General features: G+C 69.2%; 23 protein-coding genes and 1 tRNA gene. 15 read left to right on the forward strand and 9 right to left on the reverse strand.

The genetic code is table 11. The features are described from left to right. Positions 1-43: 43 nt before the first annotated feature. Together groL and GY24_RS04430 are read left to right on the forward strand one after the other, a co-directional pair. A complete protein-coding gene (gene groL / locus GY24_RS04425; RefSeq protein WP_104474543.1) occupies positions 44-1,672 on the forward strand; it encodes a chaperonin GroEL in 1,629 nt (542 codons plus the stop codon). A gap of 378 nt (positions 1,673-2,050) precedes the next feature. Continuing rightward, on the forward strand, positions 2,051-3,034 hold the full coding sequence (locus GY24_RS04430) for a hypothetical protein (protein WP_133161110.1): 984 nt from the start codon (positions 2,051-2,053) through the stop codon (positions 3,032-3,034). On the opposite strand, the gene GY24_RS04435 is transcribed toward GY24_RS04430, so the two are convergent. The 4 genes from GY24_RS04435 to GY24_RS04450 all read right to left on the reverse strand — a co-directional run bounded on the left by GY24_RS04435 (position 3,031) and on the right by GY24_RS04450 (position 6,679). Next, positions 3,031-3,321, reverse strand: a complete 291-nt coding sequence (locus GY24_RS04435) for a WXG100 family type VII secretion target (RefSeq protein ID WP_104474545.1) — start codon at positions 3,319-3,321, stop codon at positions 3,031-3,033. The genes GY24_RS04430 and GY24_RS04435 overlap by 4 nt on opposite strands. 156 nt (positions 3,322-3,477) lie before the next feature. After that, on the reverse strand, positions 3,478-5,178 hold the full coding sequence (locus tag GY24_RS04440) for a sensor histidine kinase (protein ID WP_104474546.1): 1,701 nt from the start codon (positions 5,176-5,178) through the stop codon (positions 3,478-3,480). 85 nt (positions 5,179-5,263) lie between these two features. Beyond that, positions 5,264-5,953, reverse strand: coding sequence for a response regulator transcription factor (locus GY24_RS04445; RefSeq protein ID WP_047411850.1), 690 nt, complete (start codon positions 5,951-5,953; stop codon positions 5,264-5,266). An 18-nt stretch (positions 5,954-5,971) separates the two neighbouring features. Continuing rightward, the gene (locus GY24_RS04450; RefSeq protein WP_104474547.1) at positions 5,972-6,679 is read right to left on the reverse strand and encodes a helix-turn-helix transcriptional regulator; all 708 of its coding nucleotides are present in this window, start codon (positions 6,677-6,679) and stop codon (positions 5,972-5,974) included. Positions 6,680-6,921: 242 nt separating this feature from the next. Between GY24_RS04450 and folE the strand changes: the two genes are divergently transcribed. The 4 genes from folE to GY24_RS04470 are packed head-to-tail and all read left to right on the forward strand — an operon-like array spanning position 6,922 to position 10,468. Next, positions 6,922-7,521, forward strand: a complete 600-nt coding sequence (gene folE, locus GY24_RS04455; RefSeq protein WP_104474581.1) for a GTP cyclohydrolase I FolE — start codon at positions 6,922-6,924, stop codon at positions 7,519-7,521. Positions 7,522-7,523: 2 nt separating this feature from the next. Beyond that, the gene (locus GY24_RS04460; RefSeq protein ID WP_233279190.1) at positions 7,524-8,804 is read left to right on the forward strand and encodes an NAD(P)/FAD-dependent oxidoreductase; all 1,281 of its coding nucleotides are present in this window, start codon (positions 7,524-7,526) and stop codon (positions 8,802-8,804) included. Further along, positions 8,801-9,748 (forward strand): dihydropteroate synthase, encoded by a 948-nt coding sequence (folP, locus tag GY24_RS04465; RefSeq protein ID WP_104474548.1) that lies wholly within the window; start codon positions 8,801-8,803, stop codon positions 9,746-9,748. Before GY24_RS04460 ends, folP begins: the two co-directional genes overlap by 4 nt. A gap of 6 nt (positions 9,749-9,754) precedes the next feature. Continuing rightward, entirely contained in the window at positions 9,755-10,468 is a 714-nt protein-coding gene (locus GY24_RS04470) for a pyrimidine reductase family protein (RefSeq protein ID WP_233279191.1), read from the forward strand. 15 nt (positions 10,469-10,483) lie between these two features. Here GY24_RS04470 and GY24_RS04475 read toward each other — a convergent pair whose 3' ends face one another. The 3 genes from GY24_RS04475 to GY24_RS04485 are packed head-to-tail and all read right to left on the reverse strand — an operon-like array spanning position 10,484 to position 14,414. Next, entirely contained in the window at positions 10,484-12,142 is a 1,659-nt protein-coding gene (locus GY24_RS04475) for a DNA repair helicase XPB (RefSeq protein WP_104474549.1), read from the reverse strand. Between the two features lie 47 nt (positions 12,143-12,189). Further along, positions 12,190-14,133 carry a helicase-associated domain-containing protein gene (locus GY24_RS04480; protein ID WP_104474550.1) on the reverse strand — a complete coding sequence of 648 codons (1,944 nt, stop codon included), beginning with the start codon at positions 14,131-14,133 and terminating at the stop codon, positions 12,190-12,192. Between the two features lie 5 nt (positions 14,134-14,138). Continuing rightward, positions 14,139-14,414 (reverse strand): hypothetical protein, encoded by a 276-nt coding sequence (locus GY24_RS04485; protein ID WP_233279192.1) that lies wholly within the window; start codon positions 14,412-14,414, stop codon positions 14,139-14,141. Between the two features lie 102 nt (positions 14,415-14,516). On the opposite strand from GY24_RS04485, the gene GY24_RS04490 reads away from it, so the two are divergent. Together GY24_RS04490 and GY24_RS04495 are read left to right on the forward strand one after the other, a co-directional pair. Next, positions 14,517-14,897 carry a cold-shock protein gene (locus tag GY24_RS04490; RefSeq protein WP_104474551.1) on the forward strand — a complete coding sequence of 127 codons (381 nt, stop codon included), beginning with the start codon at positions 14,517-14,519 and terminating at the stop codon, positions 14,895-14,897. Between the two features lie 10 nt (positions 14,898-14,907). Continuing rightward, positions 14,908-15,753 (forward strand): DUF3027 domain-containing protein, encoded by an 846-nt coding sequence (locus GY24_RS04495; RefSeq protein ID WP_104474584.1) that lies wholly within the window; start codon positions 14,908-14,910, stop codon positions 15,751-15,753. 95 nt (positions 15,754-15,848) lie between these two features. On the opposite strand, the gene GY24_RS04500 is transcribed toward GY24_RS04495, so the two are convergent. Beyond that, positions 15,849-16,082, reverse strand: coding sequence for a DUF2530 domain-containing protein (locus tag GY24_RS04500; RefSeq protein ID WP_083364832.1), 234 nt, complete (start codon positions 16,080-16,082; stop codon positions 15,849-15,851). 60 nt (positions 16,083-16,142) lie between these two features. After that, positions 16,143-17,258 (reverse strand): phosphoserine transaminase, encoded by a 1,116-nt coding sequence (gene serC / locus GY24_RS04505; RefSeq protein WP_104474552.1) that lies wholly within the window; start codon positions 17,256-17,258, stop codon positions 16,143-16,145. Positions 17,259-17,360: 102 nt separating this feature from the next. On the opposite strand from serC, the gene GY24_RS04510 reads away from it, so the two are divergent. The 7 genes from GY24_RS04510 (at position 17,361) to GY24_RS04540 (ending at position 24,102) form a co-directional block, all read left to right on the forward strand. Continuing rightward, positions 17,361-18,062 carry a metal-dependent transcriptional regulator gene (locus GY24_RS04510; protein ID WP_104474553.1) on the forward strand — a complete coding sequence of 234 codons (702 nt, stop codon included), beginning with the start codon at positions 17,361-17,363 and terminating at the stop codon, positions 18,060-18,062. 334 nt (positions 18,063-18,396) lie between these two features. Next, positions 18,397-19,125: a C40 family peptidase gene (locus GY24_RS04515; RefSeq protein ID WP_104474585.1), complete on the forward strand. Its 729-nt coding sequence runs from the start codon at positions 18,397-18,399 to the stop codon at positions 19,123-19,125. Between the two features lie 398 nt (positions 19,126-19,523). Then, the gene (locus tag GY24_RS04520) at positions 19,524-20,021 is read left to right on the forward strand and encodes an HNH endonuclease (protein ID WP_083365520.1); all 498 of its coding nucleotides are present in this window, start codon (positions 19,524-19,526) and stop codon (positions 20,019-20,021) included. Positions 20,022-20,148: 127 nt separating this feature from the next. Further along, positions 20,149-20,676 (forward strand): hypothetical protein, encoded by a 528-nt coding sequence (locus GY24_RS04525; protein ID WP_104474554.1) that lies wholly within the window; start codon positions 20,149-20,151, stop codon positions 20,674-20,676. A 195-nt stretch (positions 20,677-20,871) separates the two neighbouring features. Next, positions 20,872-21,939, forward strand: coding sequence for a CHAP domain-containing protein (locus tag GY24_RS04530; protein WP_133161111.1), 1,068 nt, complete (start codon positions 20,872-20,874; stop codon positions 21,937-21,939). 505 nt (positions 21,940-22,444) lie between these two features. Further along, entirely contained in the window at positions 22,445-23,860 is a 1,416-nt protein-coding gene (locus tag GY24_RS04535; protein ID WP_104474556.1) for an HNH endonuclease signature motif containing protein, read from the forward strand. A gap of 167 nt (positions 23,861-24,027) precedes the next feature. Continuing rightward, positions 24,028-24,102, forward strand: a tRNA-Arg gene (locus tag GY24_RS04540). Positions 24,103-24,233: the final 131 nt, after the last annotated feature.

Below are 24,233 nucleotides of genomic sequence, written 5' to 3' on the forward strand. Positions count from 1 at the left end.
ATCCAAAGTCTTGGGAACGTCCGGGAAGGGACGAGAATCACACATGGCAAAGATCATTGCTTTCAACGAAGAGGCCCGTCGCGGCCTTGAGCGTGGCCTCAACATTCTGGCCGACACCGTCAAGGTGACCCTCGGCCCGCGCGGCCGCAACGTCGTTCTGGAGAAGAAGTGGGGCGCCCCCACGATCACCAACGACGGCGTCTCCATCGCCAAGGAGATCGAGCTCGACGACCCGTACGAGAAGATCGGCGCGGAGCTCGTCAAGGAGGTCGCCAAGAAGACCGATGACGTCGCCGGCGACGGAACCACCACCGCCACCGTGCTTGCACAGGCCCTGGTCCGCGAGGGCCTGCGCAACGTCGCAGCCGGCGCCGACCCCATCAGCCTCAAGCGCGGCATCGAGAAGGCGACCGCTGCGGTCATCGCCGAGCTCGTCGCCAACGCCAAGGAGGTCGAGACGAAGGAAGAGATCGCCGCGACCGCTTCCATCTCCGCCGGAGACGCCGAGATCGGCGCCATCATCGCCGAGGCCATCGACAAGGTGGGCAAGGAGGGTGTTGTCACCGTCGAGGAGTCGAACACCTTCGGAACCGAGCTCGAGCTCACCGAGGGCATGCGCTTCGACAAGGGCTTCCTGTCGGCATACTTCGTGACCGACCCCGACCGTCAGGAAGCGGTCTTCGAAGACCCCTACATCCTCATCGTCAACGGCAAGGTCAGCAACATCAAGGACCTGCTGCCGATCGTCGACAAGGTCATCCAGACCGGCAAGCAACTCCTCATCATTGCTGAGGACGTCGACGGAGAAGCTCTCGCGACGCTCGTCGTCAACAAGATCCGCGGCATCTTCAAGTCGGTTGCCGTCAAGGCCCCCGGCTTCGGCGACCGCCGCAAGGCGCAGCTGCAGGACATCGCCATCCTCACCGGTGGCCAGGTCATTTCCGAGGAGGTCGGTCTCAAGCTCGAGAACGCCACCCTCGACCTGCTGGGCAAGGCCCGCAAGGTTGTCATCACCAAGGACGAGACGACCATCGTCGAGGGTGCCGGCGACGTCGAGGCCATCGCTGGCCGCGTCGCGCAGATCCGCGCCGAGATCGAGAACACCGACAGCGACTACGACCGCGAGAAGCTGCAGGAGCGCCTGGCCAAGCTGGCCGGTGGCGTTGCAGTCATCAAGGCCGGTGCCGCAACGGAGGTTGAGCTCAAGGAGCGCAAGCACCGCATCGAGGACGCCGTTCGCAACGCGAAGGCTGCCGTCGAAGAGGGCATCGTCGCCGGTGGTGGCGTCGCCCTGATCCAGGCCGGCAAGACCGCCTTCGAAGGCGCTGCCATCGCCGCCCTCACGGGTGACGAGGCAACCGGTGCCCAGATCGTGCGCGTTGCAATCGACGCCCCGCTCAAGCAGATCGCCCTCAACGCCGGCCTCGAGCCGGGCGTTGTCGCGGACAAGGTGCGCAACCTGCCCGTCGGTCACGGCCTCAACGCCGCAACCGGTGAGTACGTTGACATGCTCGCTGCTGGCATCAACGACCCGGTGAAGGTCACCCGCTCCGCGCTGCTGAACGCATCGTCGATCGCTGGTCTGTTCCTCACCACCGAGGCCGTCGTTGCCGACAAGCCGGAGAAGAACCCGGCCCCGATGGGTGACCCGTCGGGCGGCATGGACTTCTAAGTCCCCGCGCAACAACCTCGCAGTAACTGAGCCGGGCGTCTCCTTCGGGAGGCGCCCGGCTTCTGCGTTCCAGCCGGTTTCGGGCACACACTGGCGGCGGTCGCGCGCGAACGATACAGTTCGCGCATGAGGCAGTCAGCTGGATCACAGAATGGCGCTTACACGCGCGTGGGGCGCTGGTCGATGTCGGGTGCTGCGCTCGGGATCGCGCTGCTCCTGTCAGCCTGCGCCGGACAACCGGCGCCTGGGTCGACCGCCCCGCCGAGCGAACGGCCACAGCCGAGCGAATCCCCCTCCGCGGCCCCGATCGAGTCGGCGCCGAGTGCCCGGTTGGCGGCCGACTGCGACGAGCTGGTGCCGCCCGCGCTCCTCGCACCGGTGTTCGCCGAGGAGGTCTCGCTGCGGCCGATCGGATTCGATCACAGTTCCAACGGTCCCGTTGCCGTCTCCCTGTTGCAGCTGGGCTCCGTGAACTGCGTCTGGGCGAATGAGCAGACCCTGCAGCCGTGGGAGTCCGCCAGCGTGAAGGGTTACCGCGGTGTGCACCTGACGGTTGTGCCGGACGGCGAGACCCCGTGGCAGGCTTATGCGGAGACGTACAGCGGCGGGCAGGAGATTCCGTTTGCCCACAGCGAGAACGCGCTGGGGCCGCGCTGTGTCGCCGAAATCGAGTCCTGCTTCTTCCAGGCCCTTGTCGGCACGGCGTGGGTCGACCTCACCATCACCGGGGTCGGGGCCGCTGAAACGTCGAATGACGGCGAGCTGGTCGAGCTCATCACTCCGCTGACGGACGCCCTCGTCCAGACGCTCTCCGCCGAACCCGAGGCTCCGCCGCGCTGGACGGTGCCGACAACGGTACTGCCGCTGCCCGACCAGTGCACCGACTTCCTCAGCGATGCCCAGGCGGAGGAGTTCGCGGCGGCGGCGCCCTTCTCGGTCGGCGTCTTCTGGGACGGGCCGCGCGTCGGGCAGTTCAACCACGGGATGAACGAGACCGGCGCGCAGCGCTGCCATCTCAACATGGCGGACTCCGACAGCGGCATCGGCTATTTCGATTACCTCCCGGGCGGCGGGTGGGGGTTCGACGCGCTTAACGAGAGGTGGAAGGCCGCCGGCTCGATCACGGCCGACACCGTCCCCGGGCTGCGGGCGGGGGACGCAGCAGTCATTCGCTGCGGGGTGCCAGAGGAGGCCTGCACCGCCGACATCCGGTTCGGCGGAAACTGGGTGCAGCTGAGCCTCACGGCCTACCTGCCGGAGCAGATCATGTATCCGGACGGTGTTGACATCCGTGTGGGCCGCGACAACATCGCCGATTTCGCGGCGGCCATCGTCGCCAACCTCAACGGCACGGTGGGCTAGCGCAGGAACAACCGGGCGTTGGCCTGCTCGATCTCGGCGTACTGCACGCCGGCCGAGCCCAGCGACTGGGCCAGGGCGGCGAGCGTCGCGTCGACCTGCAGGTTCATGGTGCGCCAGTCGCCCGCGGCGGCCTGGAACGCGCTCGAGGCCTGCCCTGCCCACGCGCCCTGGAGGTTGGTCACCTGCGCTGTGAGGCTGTGTGCCTCCGCCCGCAGCCGCTCGATGCCGGCCTGCACCACGTTCGAGGTGGCGATGATCTGCTCGCTGTCGACGCTGAACTGCGACATGTTCTGCTCCTGTCCTGGCGGCACCGGAGGGCCGCCCTGCAGCGAGGCTAGGCGGGCGCAGGGGGTGCCGGGTGCCCGCAGCGGGCGCTGTGCAGAACGGACGCCGCTGGCGCCGCTGTGCACAGCGGCGCGGGTCGCGGCAGCGGCGCGGCCGGGCTAGCGGGTCTCGGCGGGGGTGACCGTCTTCGGCGCGGCGGCCGAATCGGCCAACGGTAGGTTGACCCGGAACGTGGCGCCGCCGCCCGGCGTCTCCACGACGTCGACGGTGCCGTTGTGCGCCGCCACGATCGAGGACACGATGGCCAGGCCGAGGCCACTGCCCCCGGTCTCCCGGGCGCGGGAGGTGTCGGCACGCCAGAAGCGCTGGAAGATCTTCTCCCGGATCTGCGGCGGGATGCCCTCACCGTGGTCGATGATCGCGAACGAGGCGCGCTCGGTGTTGCGGTCCAGGCTCACGCTGATCTCGATGGGGCTCTCCACCGGGGTGAAGCGCATCGCGTTGCCGAGCAGGTTCGTGAAGACCTGGCGGATCTTGTTCTCCTCGGCCAAAACCATGACGGAGCGTTCGTCCTCGATCGGTCCCGCCGTGATGGCCGCGCTGAGCGGGGTCTCGGCGCCGGGGCGCCGGGGCCTGCGGCTGCGCAGCCTGGCCAGGGTGGCGCCGGCGAAGGCGATCGGGCCGGTGGCGTTGCTGACCCCCTCCGGCGCGGCGGGGTGGGTGAGCACCGGGGCGACCTCGCCGGTGTTGGCCCGCTCGGCCGGCGAGGGAGTGAGCACGGTGATGGTGCGGCCGGGCGAGGACGCCATCGCGTCCAGCGCCGCATCCCTGGCCAGCGGCACGAGGTCGACGGGGGCCAGCGCCAGCGGCTTGGTCTCGTCCAGGCGTGCAAGCTCGAGCAGGTCCTCGACCAGCCCGCCCATGCGGATGGCCTCCTTCTCGATGCGCTCCATAGCCTGCGCGACCTCTTCCGGGGTCTGCAGTGCGCCCATCCGGTACAGCTCCGCGTAGCCGCGCACCGACACGAGCGGGGTGCGCAACTCGTGGCTGGCGTCGCCGACGAAACGACGCATCTGGTCGATGGTGCGGGCGCGGTCTTTGAACGCCCGGTCGATGCGGTTGAGCATGGTGTTCAGCGAGCGGTTCAGCCGGCCGACCTCGGTGTTCGGGGTGGCCCCGCCGAGTCGCTGGCTGAAGTCTCCGTCGGCGATGGCGGCGGCGGTGCGCTCCACTTCGCGCAGTGGCGCGAAGGTGCTGGTCACCAGCATCCGGGTGATGAGGGCGCCGAGGATGATGACTCCGACGCCGAAGCCCAAGAAGATCGACAGGTACGTGGCGAGGGTCTTCTCGGTCTCCGCGAGCGAGACGGCGACCAGGGCCACCCCCATGGTGCCGTCTGGGCCGTTGCTGAGGGTCACCGGCACGGCGACGGCGTGGAAGGTGGTGTTGTCCAGCTTGTCGGTCAGGTCGAAGACCCGGCCCTCGGCCTTGATCATGGTCGCCAGGTCGAGCGGGAAGGTGGGAACCGGCAGCTCGTCGGCCGGGCGGTCCTTCCAGTTGTAGTTGCAGAGCTTTCCGGTGTCGTCGAAGATCGCGACGAAGTACTCGGAGGACATGCGCTCGCGCGTGGTGTTGAGCGTCGGCTCGCAGCTGACCGTGACGAGCTGTTCGATGGTGCTCTGCGACGCCGCGGTCGTGGCGAGCCGGGCATCCATCTGGGCGAGCACGTAGACGCGCAGCATCGTCATCGTGCCGATGCCGGCAACCAGCAGGCCGAGTGTGAGCATCAAGACCGTCACACCGGTGATTTTGGTGCGCAACGAGACGCGGTTCCAACGTTCGGAGAGTGACTGGTGCATGAGGCCTTCAGTCTATGAAGACAGCCTGAGCAACAGCCGGGCTGCTCCTCAGGCCGCTCGGCGCGGGCAACGGGCCGGGCAGGTCTCAGCCCTTGGACTTGAGCATGTAGCCGAAGCCGCGCTTCGTCTGGATCAGCGGCTCGCTGGAGTGCTGGTCCAGCTTGCGGCGCAGGTAGGAGATGTAGCTCTCCACGATGCCGGCGTCGCCGTTGAAGTCGTATTCCCAGACGTGGTCGAGGATCTGCGCCTTGGAGAGCACGCGGTTCGGGTTCAGCATCAGGTAGCGCAGCAGCTTGAATTCGGTGGGGGAGAGCTCGATCGGCTCGTCGCCGACCAGGACCTCATGCGTGTCCTGATCCATGGTGAGCTCGCCGGTGCGGATGATGGCGTCCTCTTCCGCGTGCATGGTGCGTCGCAGGATCGCTTTGATGCGGGCCACGATCTCGTCGAGGCTGAACGGCTTGGTCACGTAGTCATCGCCACCGACGGTGAGGCCGGTGATCTTGTCCTCCGTGTCGTCCTTCGCGGTGAGGAAGAGGATGGGGGCCGTGTATCCGGCCGAGCGGAGGCGCTTGGTCACGCCGAACCCGTTCATGTCGGGCAGCATGACGTCGAGGATGATCAGGTCCGGCTCTTCCTCCAGCACCGCGGAGATCGCCTGGGCGCCGTTGCCGACGGCACGCACGGCGAAGCCGGCGAAGCGCAGGCTGGTGGTGAGGAGATCCCTGATGTTGGGCTCGTCGTCAACAATGAGAATGCGAGGTCCATCGGTCATGGTCACAGTATCTGCGCGTTAGCTGTAGCTTTCCTGTGTGTCTATTGAGGGGGAGTCCGCGACGGGGACCGCGCGGACGCAGCACTCGCCGGCATCCGGGTCGGCGATGATTGTGTGGCGCGCGTCGCCGACGCCCTCCGCAACGCCGCACAGCAGCTGGTAGTTCAGCGAGCAGACCACCGCGGTGTGGGCCTGGGCGAGCCGATGGAACGGGCAGTTGCCGAGCACGATCCCGCCATCGCCCTGCTCCTGTGGCTCGAATCCGTTCGCTTCGAGCGCACTGCCCAGGTCGCCGGATGCCGCCCCGATCGCGCGCCCGGCCTGCGAGGCGACGCGGGCCAGCGCCTCGAGCACGGGCTCTCCGCTCGCGCTGGACTCGCCGATGGCCGCCGCCATGAGCTCCCCGGCGAGGTCGTAGTGGCGGGCCGGCAGGCTGACGCTGAGCTCGCCGGGGGCGCGGCTGTACAACTTGGCCGGGCGGCCGGAGCCCGGGCCCGTCTTGCCGCTGAGGCGCCGGAACTCGACGGCGAGCAGGCCAGCCTCGGCCAGCCTGTCCAGGTGGAAGGCCGCCGTGCTGCGGCTGAGGCCGAGCGCCGCGGCCGCGGCATCGCGGCCGATCGGCTGCGCGCCCTGGGTGACCAGCTCGTAGAGCGCCCGGCGGGCCGGGTCATCCAGCGCGGCGACCGCGCTGATGCGCTCGGGCAGGGGTGAGGGCGGTGGTGGCATGCCCCAATTCTAAAACAAATAGATCTTGACGCAAGACTTTTGGCGATCTATTCTCGGGACAGACGGTTATAGACGGCGGGTGCGCCGTGGTCGGCAGGCAGCAGCATGCGCGGGCCATTGACGAGTGCCACCGAGCGATCTAGCCTCACCCCGAGGCCCTACGCAGGGAAAGGGACACGATGCCCAGACAGAATGCCGCTCTCGTCACCGCGTTCGATGACGAGGACTCGCCGGAGCGCGGCATGGTGCACGCGGTCGCGGCCCGGCCCGCGCCGGATCGCGAACTGGCGATAGCGGCGGTGGCTCAACTGCTGCAGGCGCTGGGCCGGGACCCGGATGCCCCGCATCTCGCCGACACCCCGCGCCGGGTGGCGGACGCCCTCATCGAGATGCTCACGCCGGGCGAGTTCACCGCGACGACCTTTGAGAACGAGGCCGGCTACGACTCGCTTGTGCTGGTGCGCGACATCCCATTCACCTCCCTCTGCGAGCACCACCTGCTGCCCTTCCATGGCACGGCGCACATCGGCTATCTGCCGGGGGAGCGCATCATCGGCCTCTCCAAACTCGCGCGAATCCTCGAGTACTTCTCCCACGCGCTGCAGGTGCAGGAGCGCCTCACCCAGCAGGTGGCGGACTGGCTGCAGGAGGAGCTCGGCGCGCGCGGGGTCGGCGTTGTGCTCCAGGCGGAGCACCAGTGCATGGCGGCACGGGGCGTCAGGGTCTCCGGCACCCGCACCACGACGAGCGCCTGGCACGGCGAGCTGCGCAGCGACCGCACGGCCAGGGCCGAGTTTCTGACGTTGAGCGGCATCGGGGCCGCCCTGGAGGAAGGGAACTGATCATGAGCATGTTGGATTCCGGCGAGCGGGACCACTTCGTGATCATCGGCGGGGGCCTGGCCGCCGCGAGTGCCGCCGAGGGCATGCGGGATGCCGGCTTCACCGGCCGCGTGAGCATCATCGCCGGGGAAGCGGAGTACCCGTACATCCGCCCGCCGCTCTCGAAGGAGTACTTGATCGGCAGCGCCCAGCGCTCGAGCATCTTCGTGCACGACGACGGCTGGTACGAGGAGCACGACATCCGCGTGCTGCGCGGGCAAGCGGCGACCGGGCTCTCGATCGAGGCGCACAGCCTCACCCTCGATGGTGGCGGCGTCGTGGGATTCGACAAGCTGCTCTTCGCCACCGGCGCCCGCTCCCGCCGCTTCCCCGGCCCGGGCGCGCAGCTGGCCGGCGTGCACTACCTGCGCACGGTCGGCGAGTCAGAGGCGCTCGCCGCGGCACTCGCGCCCGGCGGCCGACGGGTGGTGATCATCGGCTCCGGCTGGATCGGCCTGGAGACGGCATCTGCTGCCCGCGGCTACGGCAACGACGTCACGGTGCTCGGGCGGGAAGCCGTGCCGCTGCAGTACGCGATCGGGCCGGAGATCGGCATGGTGTTCGATGCGCTGCACCGGGCCAACGGCGTCGATCTCCGCAACTCCAGCTCGGTGGTGGCTATCGAGGGCAACAACGGGGTGGCCACCGGGGTGCGGCTGGAGGGCGGCGAGCTGATCCCGGCAGACGTCGTGGTCGTCGGGGTCGGCTCGCTGCCGAACGCCGAGCTCGCGGAGACAGCAGGCCTCACCGTGGAGAACGGCATCGTCGTCGACGAGGGCTTCCGCAGCTCGCACCCCGACGTGTACGCGGCCGGCGACGTCGCGAATGTGTTCCACCCCGTGATCGCACGCTCGCTGCGGGTCGAGCACTGGGCCACGGCCAGGGACGCCGGCCTCGCCGCCGGCGGATCGATGGCGGGCAGGCGGGTCGAGTACATGAAGATCCCGTACTTCTACACCGACCAGTTCGACCTCGGCATGGAGTATTCCGGCTACGGCATATTGATGAATGGGGCTGAGCTGGTGCTGCGCGGCGACCTCGAGAAGCGGGAGTTCCTGGCCTTCTGGCTGCGGGAGAGCCGGGTGGTGGCCGGCATGAACGTCAACGTGTGGGACGTGAACGAGACCGTTCAGGCGCTGATCCGCGACGAGGTGCAGGTGGACGCCGTCCGGCTGGCCGACCCCGCCGTGCCGCTCGATTCGCTGCGGGCCGGGGTGCCCGGCGTCGCCGGGGTCACGGCGTGAGCCTCCCGGGGGTCCGCCCCGCCCCGCCGGCGGGCTCGGGCTTCCCGCAGCCGACGCTGCGGCATCCGCTGCGGCAGATCGGCGACCGGCGTTTCGACTTCTCGCGCCAGGTGGCCGTGATGGCGGTGGTGAACCGCACACCGGATTCGTTCTACGACCGGGGCGCGACCTTCGCGCTGGAGAGCGCCGTCCAGGCCGCCCTGGCGGCGGTGGCGGCCGGCGCCGACTGGGTTGACATCGGCGGGGTGCCGTTCTCGCCCGGGCCGGAACTGCCCGTCGAGGAGGAGTGCGCGCGCGTGCTGCCCGTCGTGCAGGCGCTCCGCGCGGCATCCGACTGCGTGATCTCCGTCGACACCTTCCATCCCGAGGTCGCCCGGCGTGGTATCGCGGCCGGGGCGACGGTGGTCAACGACACGACGGGCCTGCACCACCCGAAGCTGGCCGAGGTTGTCGCCGACAGCGACGCCACCCTGGTGATCACGCACAGCCTGGCCAGCCCGCGCACGCAGTACCCGCGCCCGCACTACGACGACGTGATGACCGAGGTCGCCGACTTCCTGCTGCGACGCGTCGACCTGGCGATCTCCCTCGGGGTGCCGGAGGAGCGCATCGTCATCGACCCCGGCCACGACCTGAACAAGAACACGCTGCAGAGCCTGGAGATCACCCGGCGGCTCGGCGAGCTGACGGCACTCGGACACCCGGTTCTCGTCGCCGTCTCGAACAAGGATTTCATCGGCGAGAGCATCAACGCCCGGCGGGAGGAACGGGTGGAGGGCTCCCTCGCGGCGATGGTCGCCTGCATCCTGGCCGGCGCCCGCATCGTGCGGATGCATAACGTTACCCAAAGTGTCGCCTCCGTGCGGATGACTGAGGCCATACTGGGCCTACGGGCGCCACACCATCTGAAGCACAACTTGGGGGAGTTCAATGTTCATGATTGAGGAAACGTGACCGGGCCGTCGAACCGACAGCTCTTCGAGGCCTACGCGCTGCCGGAGCGGATGGCACCGCGCCTGCGCGTGAACTTCGTGGCGAGCCTGGACGGGGCGGCGACTCGCGGGGGGCGAAGCGGCGGACTCGGCAATGCGGCAGACCGGGCGGCGATGACGGTGCTGCGCACGCTCGCCGACGTCATCGTGGTTGGAGCCGGCACGGTGAGGACAGAGGGCTACGGCGGCATGCAGCTCCCCGCGGAGGCCATCGCCTGGCGGGAGGAGAACTGGCTGAGCGAGCAGCCGCCGCTTGCCGTCGTGTCGTCGTCGCTCGATCTGCCGCCGGAGCACCCCTTCTTCGCCGAGGCCGTGGTGCGCCCGCTGGTGCTGACCCACGCGGCGGCCCCGGCCGAGCGGCGGCGGGCGCTCGCCGAGGTCGCCGAGGTGATCGACTGCGGCGAGGTCTCGGTCGAGCCGGAGCTGCTCGTGCAGGCCTTGGCGGAGCGGGGGATGCCGCAGATCCTCTGCGAGGGCGGGCCGCACCTCTTCGGCGAACTCATCGCCGCGGACGTCGTCGACGAGCTCTGCCTGAGCCTCAGCCCGCTGCTGCTCGGCGGGGAGGCCGGGCGCATCGCCCGGGGCGTGGTCGAGGCCCCACGACGGATGCGGCTGCTGCACGCCTACCCCGCCGACGACTTGCTGCTCCTGCGCTACGAGCGCGCCAGCTAGCGGCGGCCGCGTCCGCTATGCGGCGTCGGTCTCCGCTGCGTCCAGTGCGTGCGCGTCGAGGATCGTGTAGCTGTAGCCCTGCTCGGCGAGGAAGCGCTGACGGTTCTGCGCGAAGTCCTGGTCGACGGTGTCGCGCGCGACCAGCGAGTAGAAGCTCGCGGTCAGGCCGGACTCCTTCGGTCGCAGCAGGCGGCCGAGGCGCTGGGCCTCCTCCTGCCGGGAGCCGAACGAGCCGGACACCTGGATGGCCACCGTCGCCTCGGGCAGGTCCACCGAGAAGTTGGCGACCTTGGAGACCACGAGCACCTCGATCGATCCCTCGCGGAACGCCTGGAACAGCTGCTCGCGCTCGTCGACCGGGGTCGCCCCGGTGATCTTCGGCGCCCGGAGGGCGTCGGAGAGCTCGTCGATCTGGTCGAGGTACTGGCCGATCACGAGGATGCGCTCGCCGGGGTGCCTGGCGACCAGCTGCTTGACGACGCCGAGCTTGGCCGGGGCCGTCGAGGCCAGACGGTAGCGCTCGTCATCCGCCGCCGCCGCGTAGCTCAGCCGCTCGTGCTGCGGCAGGTCGATGCGCACCTCGTAGCAGTTGGCGGGGGAGATGAAGCCCTGGGCCTCGATCTCCTTCCACGGGGCGTCGAAGCGCTTCGGGCCGATCAGCGAGAACACATCGCTCTCGCGGCCGTCCTCGCGCACCAGCGTCGCAGTCAGGCCGAGCCGGCGGCGGGCCTGCAACTCGGCGGTCAGCTTGAACACCGGGGCCGGCAGCAGGTGCACCTCGTCGTAGACCACGAGCCCCCAGTCCATGGCGTCGAGCAGCGCGAGGTGGGCGTACTCGCCCTTCCGCTTGGCGGTGAGGATCTGGTAGGTCGCGATGGTGACCGGCTTGACCTCCTTCACCTGCCCGGAGTACTCGCCGATCTCCTCGGGGGTGAGCGAGGTGCGCCGCAACAGCTCGTCGCGCCACTGCCGTGCGCTGACGGTGTTGGTGACCAGGATCAGGGTGTTCGTCTTGGCGGTGGCCATGGCGCCGGCGCCGACCAGCGTCTTGCCCGCGCCGCAGGGCAGAACGACGACGCCGGAGCCGCCGGCGAAGAAGTTGTCGACCGCCTTCTGCTGGTAGTCGCGCAACGCCCAGCCGTCCTCGGCCAGGTCGATCGGATGCGGCGTTCCCGGCGTGTAGCCGGCGAGGTCCTCCGCGGGCCAGCCGAGCTTGACCAGCTCCTGCTTGAGGGCGCCGCGCGCCCACGGTTCGATGTTGAACGTGTCCGGGCTCGGGTGGCCGATCAGGAGGGGGGCGATCTTCTTCGCGTTCGCGACCTCGGTGAGCACGGCGACATCCGAGGAGCGCAGCACCAGCTCGCCGTCGGCGTTGCGCTCGATGACGAGGCGGCCGTAGCGGCCGACCGTCTCCACGATGTCGATCGAGACCGTCTGCGGAACGGGGAACTTCGAGTACCGCTCGAGCGTGGCAAGCATGTCCTCGGCGTCGTGGCCGGCGGCGCGGGCGTTCCACAGGCCGAGCCGGGTGATCCGGTAGCTGTGGATGTGTTCGGGCGCGCGCTCCAGCTCGGCGAACACCGCCAGGTCGTGCCGGGCGTCTTCGGCGAGGGGGTGCGCGACTTCGAGCAGAACTGTGCGGTCGCTTTGAACGATCAGGGGGCCATCCGACATAACCGCCGAGTCTACGCGGCCCGGCTGAGTGTGCGTGCCTACCGCGCTCAGGCGGTGGTGATGGCGGCGATGCTGGACAGGGGCAGGGTGCGCTCGATGTCGGCCCGCCGGTCGCGGGCGCGGAGGCGCCCGTTGGCGACGCTGGCCGGTTCGAGCAGGTAGTCGGAGACCTCGCCGCCCGGCATCCGCACACTCACCACGAGGGCGTGCTTGGAGCGGATGGCCAGGTCGATCTGCCGGGCCAGCCAGGCCTGGCCGGTCGGCGCCGTGTCGGCGTCGGAGTCGCGCAGCGCCGCGATCAGCCCGGGCAGGGGGTCCACGGGGGCCGGAACCTCGGCGCGCGGCGGCCGGCGCCGGGTGAGGTGCACGACCTCGCCGGCGGCATCCTCGAGCGCGACCGGGTAGCGGGCGTCGCTGAGAGCCCAGAACAGCAGCTCGGGCGCGAAGCGGCTGAGCAGCCGGTGCGGCCCGCCCTGCTGCAGCCCGAAGGCCGAGAGAGCCTGGTCGACGGCCACCGTGTGAATCAGCGCGACGTCCTCGGAGCGGATCGCGCTCTGGAACAGCTCGTCGTCGGCCGGGCCCACCCGCAGCCGGCCATAGCGCGCCGCCGACTCGGTGACGAGGTAGTCCAGCGGCTGCGGAATCCCGGTGAGCGAGATCGAGGCGAGGAAGGCGAGGATGCTCTCGGCCGTCTCGCCGGCGGCCAAGGCACGGTTGATGGATGACGCGGTGACCCGATAGCTCGAGGCCAGCTCGCGGCTCTCAACCTCGGCCATGGTGCGCAGGCGCGCGTCGACGCTCTGCGTCAGGGGGCCGGGAGCCACCGCGGTCAGGTCTTGCTGCAGGTACACGGTGGCCACCTCGGGCGGCAGCAGGTCGGCCACGACCTGCTCGGCGGCGGCGCCGTCCTGCTCGAGCAGGGCACTGCCGGCCGCGCTCGGCTCGCCGTCGGCGGTGATGCCGAGCAGCTCCGCCTCGGCGGTGCGGTCATCGATGCGCTGCTGCAGCGTGTCGCCGGCGGCGGGGAAGATCCAGCTCACCGCGGTCTGCAACGAGTCGCCCCACGGGCCGTGCGCGCGCTCCGCCAGCAGGGCACGCACATCGGTGGCGAGCCCGCCCAGCCAAGCCTCGGCCAGGGTCCGCCAGCGCTGTGCGGCGCTGCCGTGCAACCAGGCCTCGCCGGCATCGCTGTGCTGCCAGAGGGCGCCCTCCCGCTCGACCAGCGCCGCGCGCTCCGCGAGCCCGAGATAGCGCGGGACCTCTTCGAAGGCGATCCCCGCCGCCAGGGCGAGGCGCTTGGCGTCGGGCAGTGAGAGCCCGCCGCGGGCGAGCTCACGGGCCGGATCGAGGATGAGCGCGGCGACGAGCTCGGCGACGACCGCGGTGGAGCTGAATGCGTGCTCGGCGGCGAGCCGGTCGCGTGCGGTCTCGGCGCCCGGCTTGCTGGCCGCGGCGACGAGGGAATCGTCGGCGTTGGCCGGTGCCGGGGAAGCGAGCTCGGCGGTGCCGGGCAGCCCGGATGCGGGCCAGACACGCAGCTGCTCGCTGACCGCGGCGAACGGCGCGAACTGCACCTCGCCGTCGGCGCTCTCGCTCAACGTGCCGAGCAGCAGTTCGTGCAGGCGTTCGGCCCGCGCGCGCACCTCCGCGGCGTCGACGGCGCTGTGGCCAAGTTCGGAGAGGCGGGCGGCGATGGCCGAGGCGGATGCCGCGGCATCCGCGGCGACCAGGAGGCCACCGGCCGTGTCTGCGCTCGAGGCCGCTTCCGTCGCCGGGATGGCCTCGGCGATGAGGTCGCCCGCCACCGCCAGCACGGCCAGCCTGGTGCGGTCGAGCGTGGCCAGGGCGGCGTGGACCGACTCGGGGGCGAGCAGGGCCTCGGCGAGGTCGAAGTAGTCACGCACCCCCGTGACGGGGAACTCGCGCAGGGCGAGGCTCGCCGCCAACTGCTCATCGGTGAGTGCGCGAAGTCGTGCGGCGAGGGAGAGCATGGTCGCTACCGTTTGTTCTCTCGAGCCGCACGGCTGCGGCGAAGGCTGGAGACCACCATGAGGGCGATGATCAGGACAAAACCGATCGGCAGGCCGATGAGCGGGAACATGAACACGAACGGCCAGACGCCCTGGCTGAAACCGTCATCGGCTCCGGCCCCGGCTGCTGTGCCGATCATCACGGCGATGAAGGCGAGTATTGAGGCCCCGACGACAGCGGCGACCATATAGGCGAATACGCGCTCGAGGCGCTGAGATGGTTCGGGTGTCTGCGGGCTCACAATCTCTAGGATACGGGGCAGGAGGCGTCGCAACCCAATAAGCTAAGAGCTGGACGACGCCGCGATTCGGTGTGCCCGCGTTTTCACTCAGTGAGGTTCAATATGCCTACCGGCAAGGTCAAGTTCTACGACGACGAGAAGGGCTTCGGCTTCATCAGCTCAGATGACGGCCAAGAAGTCTTCTTGCACGCCTCGGCACTGCCCGCTGGCGTCACTGTCAAGCCGGGCACGCGCCTGGAATTCGGCATCGCCGACGGCAAGAAGGGCGCGCAGGCGCTCTCGGTACGCGTGCTCGATGCCCCCGTGAGCCTGGCCAAGGCCTCGCGCCGCAAGGCCGACGATATGGCCGTGCTCGTCGAAGACCTCATCAAGTGGCTCGACGGCATCGGTTCCGAGCTGCGTCGCGGCAAGTACCCCGAGGGGCACAAGGCGACCACCACGGCGGCCATGCTGCGCCGTGTTGCCGACGAACTCGACGCATAGCGTGGGCGACATGCACAGCGAGACGGATGCCGCAGAGCGGACCGAGGAACGGACGGAAGAGCAGGCCGTTGCGACGAGCGACGAGCTGACCGCGGAGCTCGAAGCCGAGCCCGCCGCCGAGCCTGAGGCCGAGCCCGAAGCGGAACGCCCGGCACCGGTGGCCGACGACGTGCTGCTCGCGGCCGTCGACATGGCCCGCGCCGCACTGCTCGACTTCACCGCGCCGGCGACGATCGGCCGTGTCATCGGCCACGTCGCCGAAGAAGACCACGTGCTCTCCCTGCTGTTCGAGTGCCGCCTCGCGGGGTACCCGGGCTGGCACTGGACCGTGACGCTCTCGCGCATCGGCGACGAGACGAAGCCGACCGTCCTCGAGTCCGAGCTCATGCCCGGTGAGCACGCGCTGCTCGCTCCCGAGTGGGTGCCGTGGTCTGAGCGTCTGGCCGACTACCAGGCGGCGCAGCTGTCGCACGACGACGAGCAGACCGACTCCGACGACGAGGGCGACGAGCTCGATGGCGAGTTCGGCGACGACGCCGAGGGTGACGACGACACCGACGACGGCTTCGACGACGACTACGCCGACGATCTGCAGCAGCGGCGGCACGCCGGCGACATCGACGGCCTGGACATCGATCACCTCGACGTCCCGGCCACGGACGATGATGATGACGACGACGAGTCGGACGATGACGACGACGAGTCAGACGACGATGATGACGACGACGATGACGAGTCGGACGACGACGATGACGACGACGACGATGAGTCGGACGACGACGATGACGACGACGACGACGATGATGAGTCGGACGACGACGATGACGACGACGATCGGTCCGACTCGGAGAAGTAACGTCCTCCCGCGCTCCGCGTAGGCGAATCACAAAAAAGTGTCCCAAGACGAGAGTCTTGGGACACTTTTTGTTGAGTCGAGGGGGGTGATGCCGGCTAGCGCCGCCGCTGCTGCACGACGACGAGTCCGATGACGCCCAGGGCGACACCGAACCCGGCGCAGCCGAGCCACCAGGCGAAGCCAGCGGCGTCCAGCTGCGGCAGGAAGACCAGGCACAGCACGAGTGCGATCAGCCAGAGGCCTGTTCCGGCGAGCACGGCTTTGCGCGCATCGGCCCGTGCCGGCGCGGGATCTGGCCGACGCTCACTGTCTTTCAACCAGAATCGCATCACGGCCAGTCTGTGGCGAGCGGACCGGGCCCGTCAAGTTGGCGCGGCCCGCTCGACGGGCTAGCGCAGCTGGCCGACCACGTACTCGATCGAGACGACGAGTGCACGGACGTCGTCGGGCTCGATGGCGGTGAACGTCGCGACGCGCAGCTGGTTGCGGCCGAGCTTGCGGTACGGCTCGGTGTCGACGATGCCGTTGGCGCGCAGCGCCTTGGCCACGGCCGCGGCATCGATCGAGTCGTCGAAGTCGATGGTGACGACCACGGGGGAGCGGTGCGCGGCATCCGTCACGAACGGCGTCGCGTAGTCGACGCTCTCGGCCCAGTCGTAGAGCACGCCGGAGGACTCCGCGGTGCGTGCGCCGGCCCAGCTCAGGCCGCCGTTGGAGTTGATCCAGTCGACCTGGTTCTCGAGCAGCAGCAGGGTGGAGAGCGCCGGGGTGTTCAGCGTCTGGTTGAGGCGCGAGTTGTCGACGGCGTTCTTCAGGCTGAGGAACTCGGGGATGTAGCGGTCGGATGCGGCCAGGCGCTCGACCCGCTCGATGGCGGCGGGGGAGAACAGTGCGAACCAGAGTCCGCCGTCGGAGGCGAAGTTCTTCTGCGGCGCGAAGTAGTAGACGTCGGTCTCGGAGAGCTCGAAGTCGATTCCGCCCGCGGCGCTGGTCGCGTCGATCACGGTGAGCGCGCCCGCGTCGCCGACGACGCGCGTGACCGGGGCCGCGGCGCCGGTCGAGGTCTCGTTGTGCGGCCAGGCGTAGACGTCGACGCCCTCGACGGCCTCGGCGCTGGCGATGCTGCCGGCCTCGGCCTTGCGCACGTCCGGGGCCTCGAGCCACGGGGCGCCGGCGGCGGTGGCGAACTTCGATCCGAATTCGCCGAAGCTCAGGTTCTGGCTGCGGCGCTCGATGAGGCCGAAGGATGCCGCATCCCAGAACGCGGTCGAGCCGCCGTTGCCGAGAACGACCTCGTAGCCCTCCGGCGCGCGGAACAGTTCGCTGAGGCCAGAGCGCACCCGGCCGACCATGTCCTTGACCGGTGCCTGGCGGTGCGACGTTCCGAGGATGGAGGCCCCGGCGCCGGCCAGGTAGTCGAGCTGTTCGCGGCGAACCTTGGACGGCCCGCATCCAAATCGACCATCAGCGGGCAGGAGGGAAGCGGGAATCGTGATCTGCGGCATGCAACAAGTCTAGGTGCGCCCTGCCGGGCGGGTAGTCTTGTTACCTGCGTGCGCGTCTTCTTGTCGCGCACGCCTGCGTGAGTTAAAAACGGGGAGGCGCGAATGACGGATCTCATCGACACCACGGAGATGTACCTCCGAACGATCCTGGATCTGGAAGAGGAGAACATCGTTCCTCTGCGTGCGCGCATCTCGGAGCGGCTCGGCCACTCCGGTCCCACCGTGTCGCAGACCATCGCCCGCATGGAGCGCGACGGACTCGTCGTCGTCTCTGGCGACCGACACCTCGAGCTGACCGAGGCCGGCCGGAGCAAGGCAGTGCACGTGATGCGCAAGCACCGCCTCGCCGAGGTGCTGCTCTCTGAGGTCATCGGCCTCGAGTGGGAACTCGTGCACGACGAGGCCTGCCGCTGGGAGCACGTGATGAGCGAGCAGGTCGAGCGCAAGCTGCTCGAGATCCTCAACTTCCCCACCGAATCGCCCTACGGCACCCCGATTCCCGGGCTCGAAGAGCTCGGCCAGCCGCCCGCGGCCCCATTCATGACGGATGTCGAGAGCATCGTCGACCTGGTCAGCCGCAACCCCGAGCCGGTTCAGGCCGTGCTCCGCCGCCTCGGCGAGCCCGTGCAGTTCGACCCGGAGCTGCTGCTGCAGCTCAAGCAGTCCGGCGTCATGCCCGGTGCGACGGGCACATTCTCGGCAGCCGGCTCCTACGTATCGGTGAAGGTGGACGGTTTCGACGACGGACTGGAGCTGCCGAACGAGGTCGCGATTCACATTTTTGTGACCGCGCAACCCCAGTAACCGCGCGGTATTCGCCGGGACAAGCGTTATCTACTTGTTAGAAAAGCGACTCCGGGATGTGACTTTGCGGCAGTCACCGGGTAACCTCGGTTCAGTCCCACTGACCAGAAGCCGGTCGATGGACTCGAGAGCAGACGTCCCCCAGACCCGTCTCTGCAATCGAAAACAATACGCGCAAGCGCATTGGACGGGGCAGCTACCTAGTGCTGCTGGGGCGCCGGAGGTAACTTTGGCTCTATTAGGTTCTAAGCGCTCCCCCCGAGGAGTCAGAAGATCTTCAGCAGGCAGTGCAGTGGTCCCCGCGGCCGGCACTGCAGCCGCAAACCGGGCGGTCATGCCCCCGGAGGCGATGCGCTCCAAGCCCCGCAGCAAGGGCCTGCGCAACGCAGTCGTCATCACTCTCTCCTTTGGGATGATCGGCACGATCGCGCTGCCCGCCTACGCGTTCGCGCCCGGCGCGGAAGACCAGCAGTTCGCGGCATCCGCTGCCACCGCGCTCAAGCAGGCCGAGGCGCAGGACGTGAAGGTCGACAAGCATGCCGCCAAGATCACCGTCTCCGCCGACGGCTACGACGCTGTCAGCGAGGCCGACATCGAGGCAGCCGCGGCAGCCCAGGCCGCGTCCGAGCGTGCCGCAGAGGTTGCCGCTCAGATGACCTCGTATGCCGCGTCGTACTCCGGCCCCTCGGTCGGCGACTTCCTCGCGAACCCGGCCTACCCGAGCTACGACTTGGGCTCCGTCTACAGCGTGGCCTCGCAGTACCAGGGTGTTCCGTACGTCTACGGCGGCGCGACCCCGGCCGGCTTCGACTGCTCCGGCTTCGTCATGTACGTCTTCGCGCAGTTCGGCATCTCGCTGCCGCACTCCTCCAACGGCCAGGGTGCCGCGGGAACCCGCATCTCGATCGACGACGCCCAGCCCGGCGACCTCGTGATCATGGAGGGCCACGACGGCTTCTACGCCGGCAACGGCAACATCCTGCACGCGCCGTACGAGGGCGCCTCAGTGCGGGTGCAGCCGATCTGGACGAGCGACTACTACATCGTGCGCATCGGCATTTAGCCGAGGCCCGTCAGGGCTCTCTGATGGGGAGGGGCGAGTGGATGCCGGCGGCATCCGTTCGCCCCTTTGTCATGCCCCTCGGGTGAACTCTGGGTAGCGAGTGGAGAATGCGGCGTGCTGCGGGGCCTCATTGCAGAAAAAGTGGTTTAGCCTGAAGCCCTGACATGTTGAGGAATCTCGGAGAGCCGATGGACAGGGCACGGAACATCCACACCACGGATGCCCAGCGCCTATTCGCCCTGAGGCACAGCAGTCAAACTTGCCCCGGCTCCGGCCGTGGATCGAAGGACACCGTCATCATGACGGTGTCCTTTTCTGTTTGAATGCTCGCTCTGGCATCCCCGCCGTCGGAGAGTCGAATGGCTGCAAGCCGTGCAGCCTGCTTCGAGAGGGAGACCATGCATACGCTCGTATTGAATGCCGGCTACGAACCGCTCGCCGTTGTGAGCTTCAAGCGGGCGCTCGCGCTCGTGATGAACGACAAGGCGCGTGTGCTGCAGATCGATACGGGGCACCCGGTGTGGGCGACATCCGGAGTGTGGGATCGGCCGTCGGTGATTCTGTTGACCCGCTACGTGCGCCTCCCACGGGGGCGAATGGTGCCGGTGAGCCGGCGCGGGGTGCTGCGGCGGGACGAGCACCGCTGCGCGTACTGCGGCAGCTCGGCGAGCACCATCGACCACGTGCTGCCGCGATCGCGCGGCGGGCGCGACACCTGGGAGAACCTGGTGGCCTGCTGCCTGCGCTGCAACAACGTCAAGAGCGACAGGACGCCCGTCGAGATGGGCTGGCAGCTGCGCTTCGCGCCGTACGTGCCCAGGGAGGGCGGCTGGCGGCTGCGCGTGGCCGAGCGGACGCTGCCCGAATGGGACGAGTTCCTGGAGCCTGCCGCGTAGCCAGCGTCATCCAATGTGCGTGATGGCGGCGCGGGGCGGCCACCCTAGAGTCGCCTCAACGACCACTCACACTGGCGGTCGGCGAGCCCTCCGCGCGTCGCCGGCCGGGGACGACGGGAGCTTCGCCATGGCCGACCAGACCTACATCGCGATTGCGGCGCAGTACGCGAGCGAGGAGGAGGCTGTGGCCGACTTCGACAAGGTCCATGAGTACTTCACCGAGGCCGACAAGCACGGCTCGTTCGACGCCGCGGTCATCAACCGCGACATGGAGGGCAAGCTCACCATCCCGAAGCGCGACGACGGCGCCAAGCACCACGGGGTGCGGAAGGGGCTCGGCATCGGGCTGGCCGGCGGCCTCGCCGTCGCGCTGTTCCCGGCCGTCGCGCTGGGCGGGGCGCTCCTGGTCGCGGGGGGATCCGGCGCCGGGGTCGGCGCGATCGCCGGGCACATCGCGCGCAAGACGCCGTCGAAGGACCTCGAGGCGATCAGCGAGACGCTGGACGCCGGAAGCGCCGGGATCGTGCTCGTCCTCGACCCGGCGGAGAGCGACGGGGTGCAGAAACTGCTGACGCACGCCACCAGGGTGACCGTGAAGGATCTCGCCGTGGACGACAAGGAGCTCGACGAAGAAGTGGGCCGCGCCTACGAGTAGGCACGGGCCCGCAAACCCTCAACAGGCGGGTGAGAGTTGCCCAGATAAAGGGTGACAAGGCCGTTACGCTCCCGTAATGTGGGCGAGGTTGGAGTCCTCCCGGGCTCCACCTGTACGAAGCCCCCAGCACGACGCACAGCAGCACCGCAATACGGCGCCCCGCCGTCGCGGTTCGCGTGCCGCAAAGGACCACGCGTGACGGAACCCGCATCAAGCCGACTCAACGGTGAGCCGAGCACGGATGCCGCCCTGCCCAGCAGGCGTGCGATGCGCGAGCAGTGGGCGATCGAGGCCGCCGCAGAATCCGCCTCCGCGGCTGCCGCCAGTGGTGCTGAACCCGTGGTGGTCGAGTCCGTGGTTTCCGCTCCGGAAGTCGCCGCCGCCGCGCCCGTCGACCCCGTGGTCCCGCGTGCGGACCCGAAGCTCAGCCGCGCGGTGCGCGACTCCGTGCAGCGGGCTGCCGCGGCATCCGCCCCACTTCGGCGGGCGCTCAGCGCGCCGCGCCGCCCGCAGCAGGCCCGTCGTGGCGCCATGCGCTCGCTCGTGACTTTTGCCGTCGTACCCGGGCTGTTCCTGACCGCGGCGCTGCCGGCCTATGCCCTCGGCGCAGACGGCGGGCTGGGCTTTGGCGCGAGCAGCGCCCGCGAGGCGAGCACGGCTGGCGCCCAGAGCGTGAAGATCACCAGCTTCTCGCCCGAGGTCAGCGTCACCAACGATGGCTTCACCGCCGTGAGCGCGGAGGAGATCCAGCGCCTCACCGCCGAGGCGGAGCGGCAGGCCGCCGAGCTGGCCGCGGCCGAGGCTGCCAGTGCTCGGGTGCGGGCTGGCGCGAACACCACCCCGGGCGTGCGCCAGGAAGGCGACGACTACCCGTGGCCGTGGGAGGCGACCGACGACCAGGGCGGCGGCCTCTCGCCCATGAACTACTACTACCGCGAGTGTGTGGACTTCGTCGCCTGGCGACTGAACCGCGACGCCGGTGCGACCGGGCCGTTCAAATGGGTGTGGTCGACACTGACCCCGAGCGGCGGCAACGCCTACAACTGGGCCAATGCGTGGAACAGCAATGGCTGGACCACCAGCTACGAGCCCATCACGGGCGCCGTCGCGTGGTTCACCGCCAACCACGTCGCCTACGTGCAGTCCGTGCCCGGTGACGGCACCGTCGTGCTCGAGGAGTACAACTGGGGCAACGACCACTCGTACCACCGGCGCACCGTGCCGATCGGCGAGGTCGACCTCTTCCTCTACCCGCCGCCGTAATCCTGGACCGCGCCCCGTTGGCCCGAGGGAGCGCGCGACCGCACCCGTCGGCTAGAGGGAGCTTGCGACCGAAGCCGGCATCGCATCCCGTTGGCTCGAGGGAGCTTGCGACCGAAGCCAACATCGCATCCCGTTGGCTCGAGGGAGCTTGCGACCGAAGCCAATAGCGCCGCTTCGCTTGCCCGGATGCCGCGCACACCTCCGCTGGTCGAGTAGGCGCGCCAGCGCCGTATCGAGACCCGGCGACCCGACCTCGCCAACCCGCCCCCTTGTCCCGCTCTCGGTGTTCCTCGTTCCTCCCCACGTCGGCAGAGCGCCCCTCCCCACGTCGGCTGAGCGAGGAACGAGCGAAGCCCGGGAGCCAACCCGCAACGATCGGCTGCGGACGCGCACGCGGACGCCCAAAGGTCACAATCAGGTAACGACGGCCGAAGTTGTCCACAATTGCCCCGATTCGGGCCTGTTTTCGCCTTGGAGTGTCAGAGGTCGGTGAGACGCTTCAGTCATGGAAATGCAGCCGACGCAGGCCTCAGAATCCGGGTCCGACCCGGTGCTGGACGCGGACCTGGCCGAGCTGATTTCGGGGGCTTCCGCGGAGTGTGCGCTGCAGGCCGAGCGCTACCGGCGGATCGATTCCGCCGTGCGCCGGGCGGTGGCGATCGCCGACCCGCTGGGCGGTCGACCCTCCCTGGACGAGCAGTTCGCGAGGCGCAGCATCACCGCCGAGCTGGCCCTGGTCCTCCGGGTGCATGAGCGGACCATGGTCGGACTGATCTACGAGGCCGGCCAGCTCTGCGGAACCTTCACCAACACCCTGGCCGAACTATCCGGCGGCACCATCACCGTGCGGCACGCCCGCGAGATCCTCGCCGCGGCCGTCTTCCTGCCGCCGGCCCTGCATGTCCGGTTCGAGCGGGAGGCGCTGGGCAAGGCCCGCACCATGAACGTCTCCGCGTTCCACAAAGCCGTGGCCCGGATCCGCGACCGGCTGCACCCGGACGCCCTGGCCGAGCGGGTCGCCACCTCCCGGGCGGACCGGCGGCTGGTGTTCGAGCCCGACGCCGACGGGATGGCCTGGCTGCACCTCTACCTCGAGGCCGAGAAGGCCCTCGCCATCAGCACCCGGGTGGGCGACCTTGCCACGGAGGCGCAGAAGGAGGCCGCCGAGGCCGCCGGGCCGGAGGCGGACGAGGCGACGGGAGAGGTGACGGGCGAGACGGCGGACGGCATCCTCGGAAGCGGCACGCACGCCCAGCTGGAGGCGGACATCGCCGCCGAACTGCTGCTCGGCCTGCCCGCTGGCTCACCCGACGGCGAGAGCAGTCACATCCCGACGCTCGCGTTCTCCCGCCCCGAGGTCTTCGTCGCCGTCCCCAAACTCACCATCGGCATCGACACGCTCATCGGCACCTCGGAGGAGCCGGCCGAGCTCCACGGCTACGGCCCGATCGACGCCGACACCGCCCGGAGGCTCGTCACCCAGGCGCCCACGCTGCACCGCATCCTCACCGACCCGCTCGACGGCACCCCGCTGCAGCTGGACCCGACCCAGTACCGGATGTCGAAGTCGCTGCGGCGCTGGATCCTCTACCGGGACGAGACCTGCCGGTTCCCCGGCTGCACCCGCAAGGCGGAGCGCTCCGAGACCGACCACACCCGGGCCTGGGAGAACGGCGGGCTGACCGTCGAGGCCAACCTGGCCGTGCTCTGCAAGAAGCACCACCGGCTCAAGCACAACTCGCGCTGGCGGGTGGAACAGGTCGGCAGAGGCAACCTCAGATGGACCTCACCGGGCGGACGTGAGTACATGACCGTACCGTCCCGCATCCAACATGCACCACCTCGTGCAGGGCCACCGGATGCCGAATCAGCATCCGCGCTCGAACCGCCCGCTCGCTTCCCCGACACCCCGCCCTTCTAAACTTGCGAAAGCTCTGTACCCGCAGGCCCGCTCGGGGCTTCGGTCGAAAGATCCATCAAGCTGACGTGGCAAGTGCATGCGCGAACAGTTGGCGGCGGGCGCCCGCCACACCGGGCTCCCGCGGGTGCCGATCTGGCCATCGAGAAACCGGTAAACTTTCTGGGTCAGCCTCTGTAGCTCAATGGAAGAGCAGTTCCGTCCTAAGGAAAGGGTTGGGGGTTCGAGTCCCTCCAGGGGCACCAAAGATCCATATGAAATATGGGATCGAACGTGGCGGGGTCCGTCGCTCAAGAGATCGCCGTCGAGAAGTCAACGGAAACTCAACGAATCGGCAAAGCCGCTGCAGGCGTCGCGCCTCACAAGCCCACGCCCG

The organism is Microterricola pindariensis, assembly GCF_002936985.1.
Classification (GTDB): Bacteria; Actinomycetota; Actinomycetes; order Actinomycetales; family Microbacteriaceae; genus Microterricola; species Microterricola pindariensis.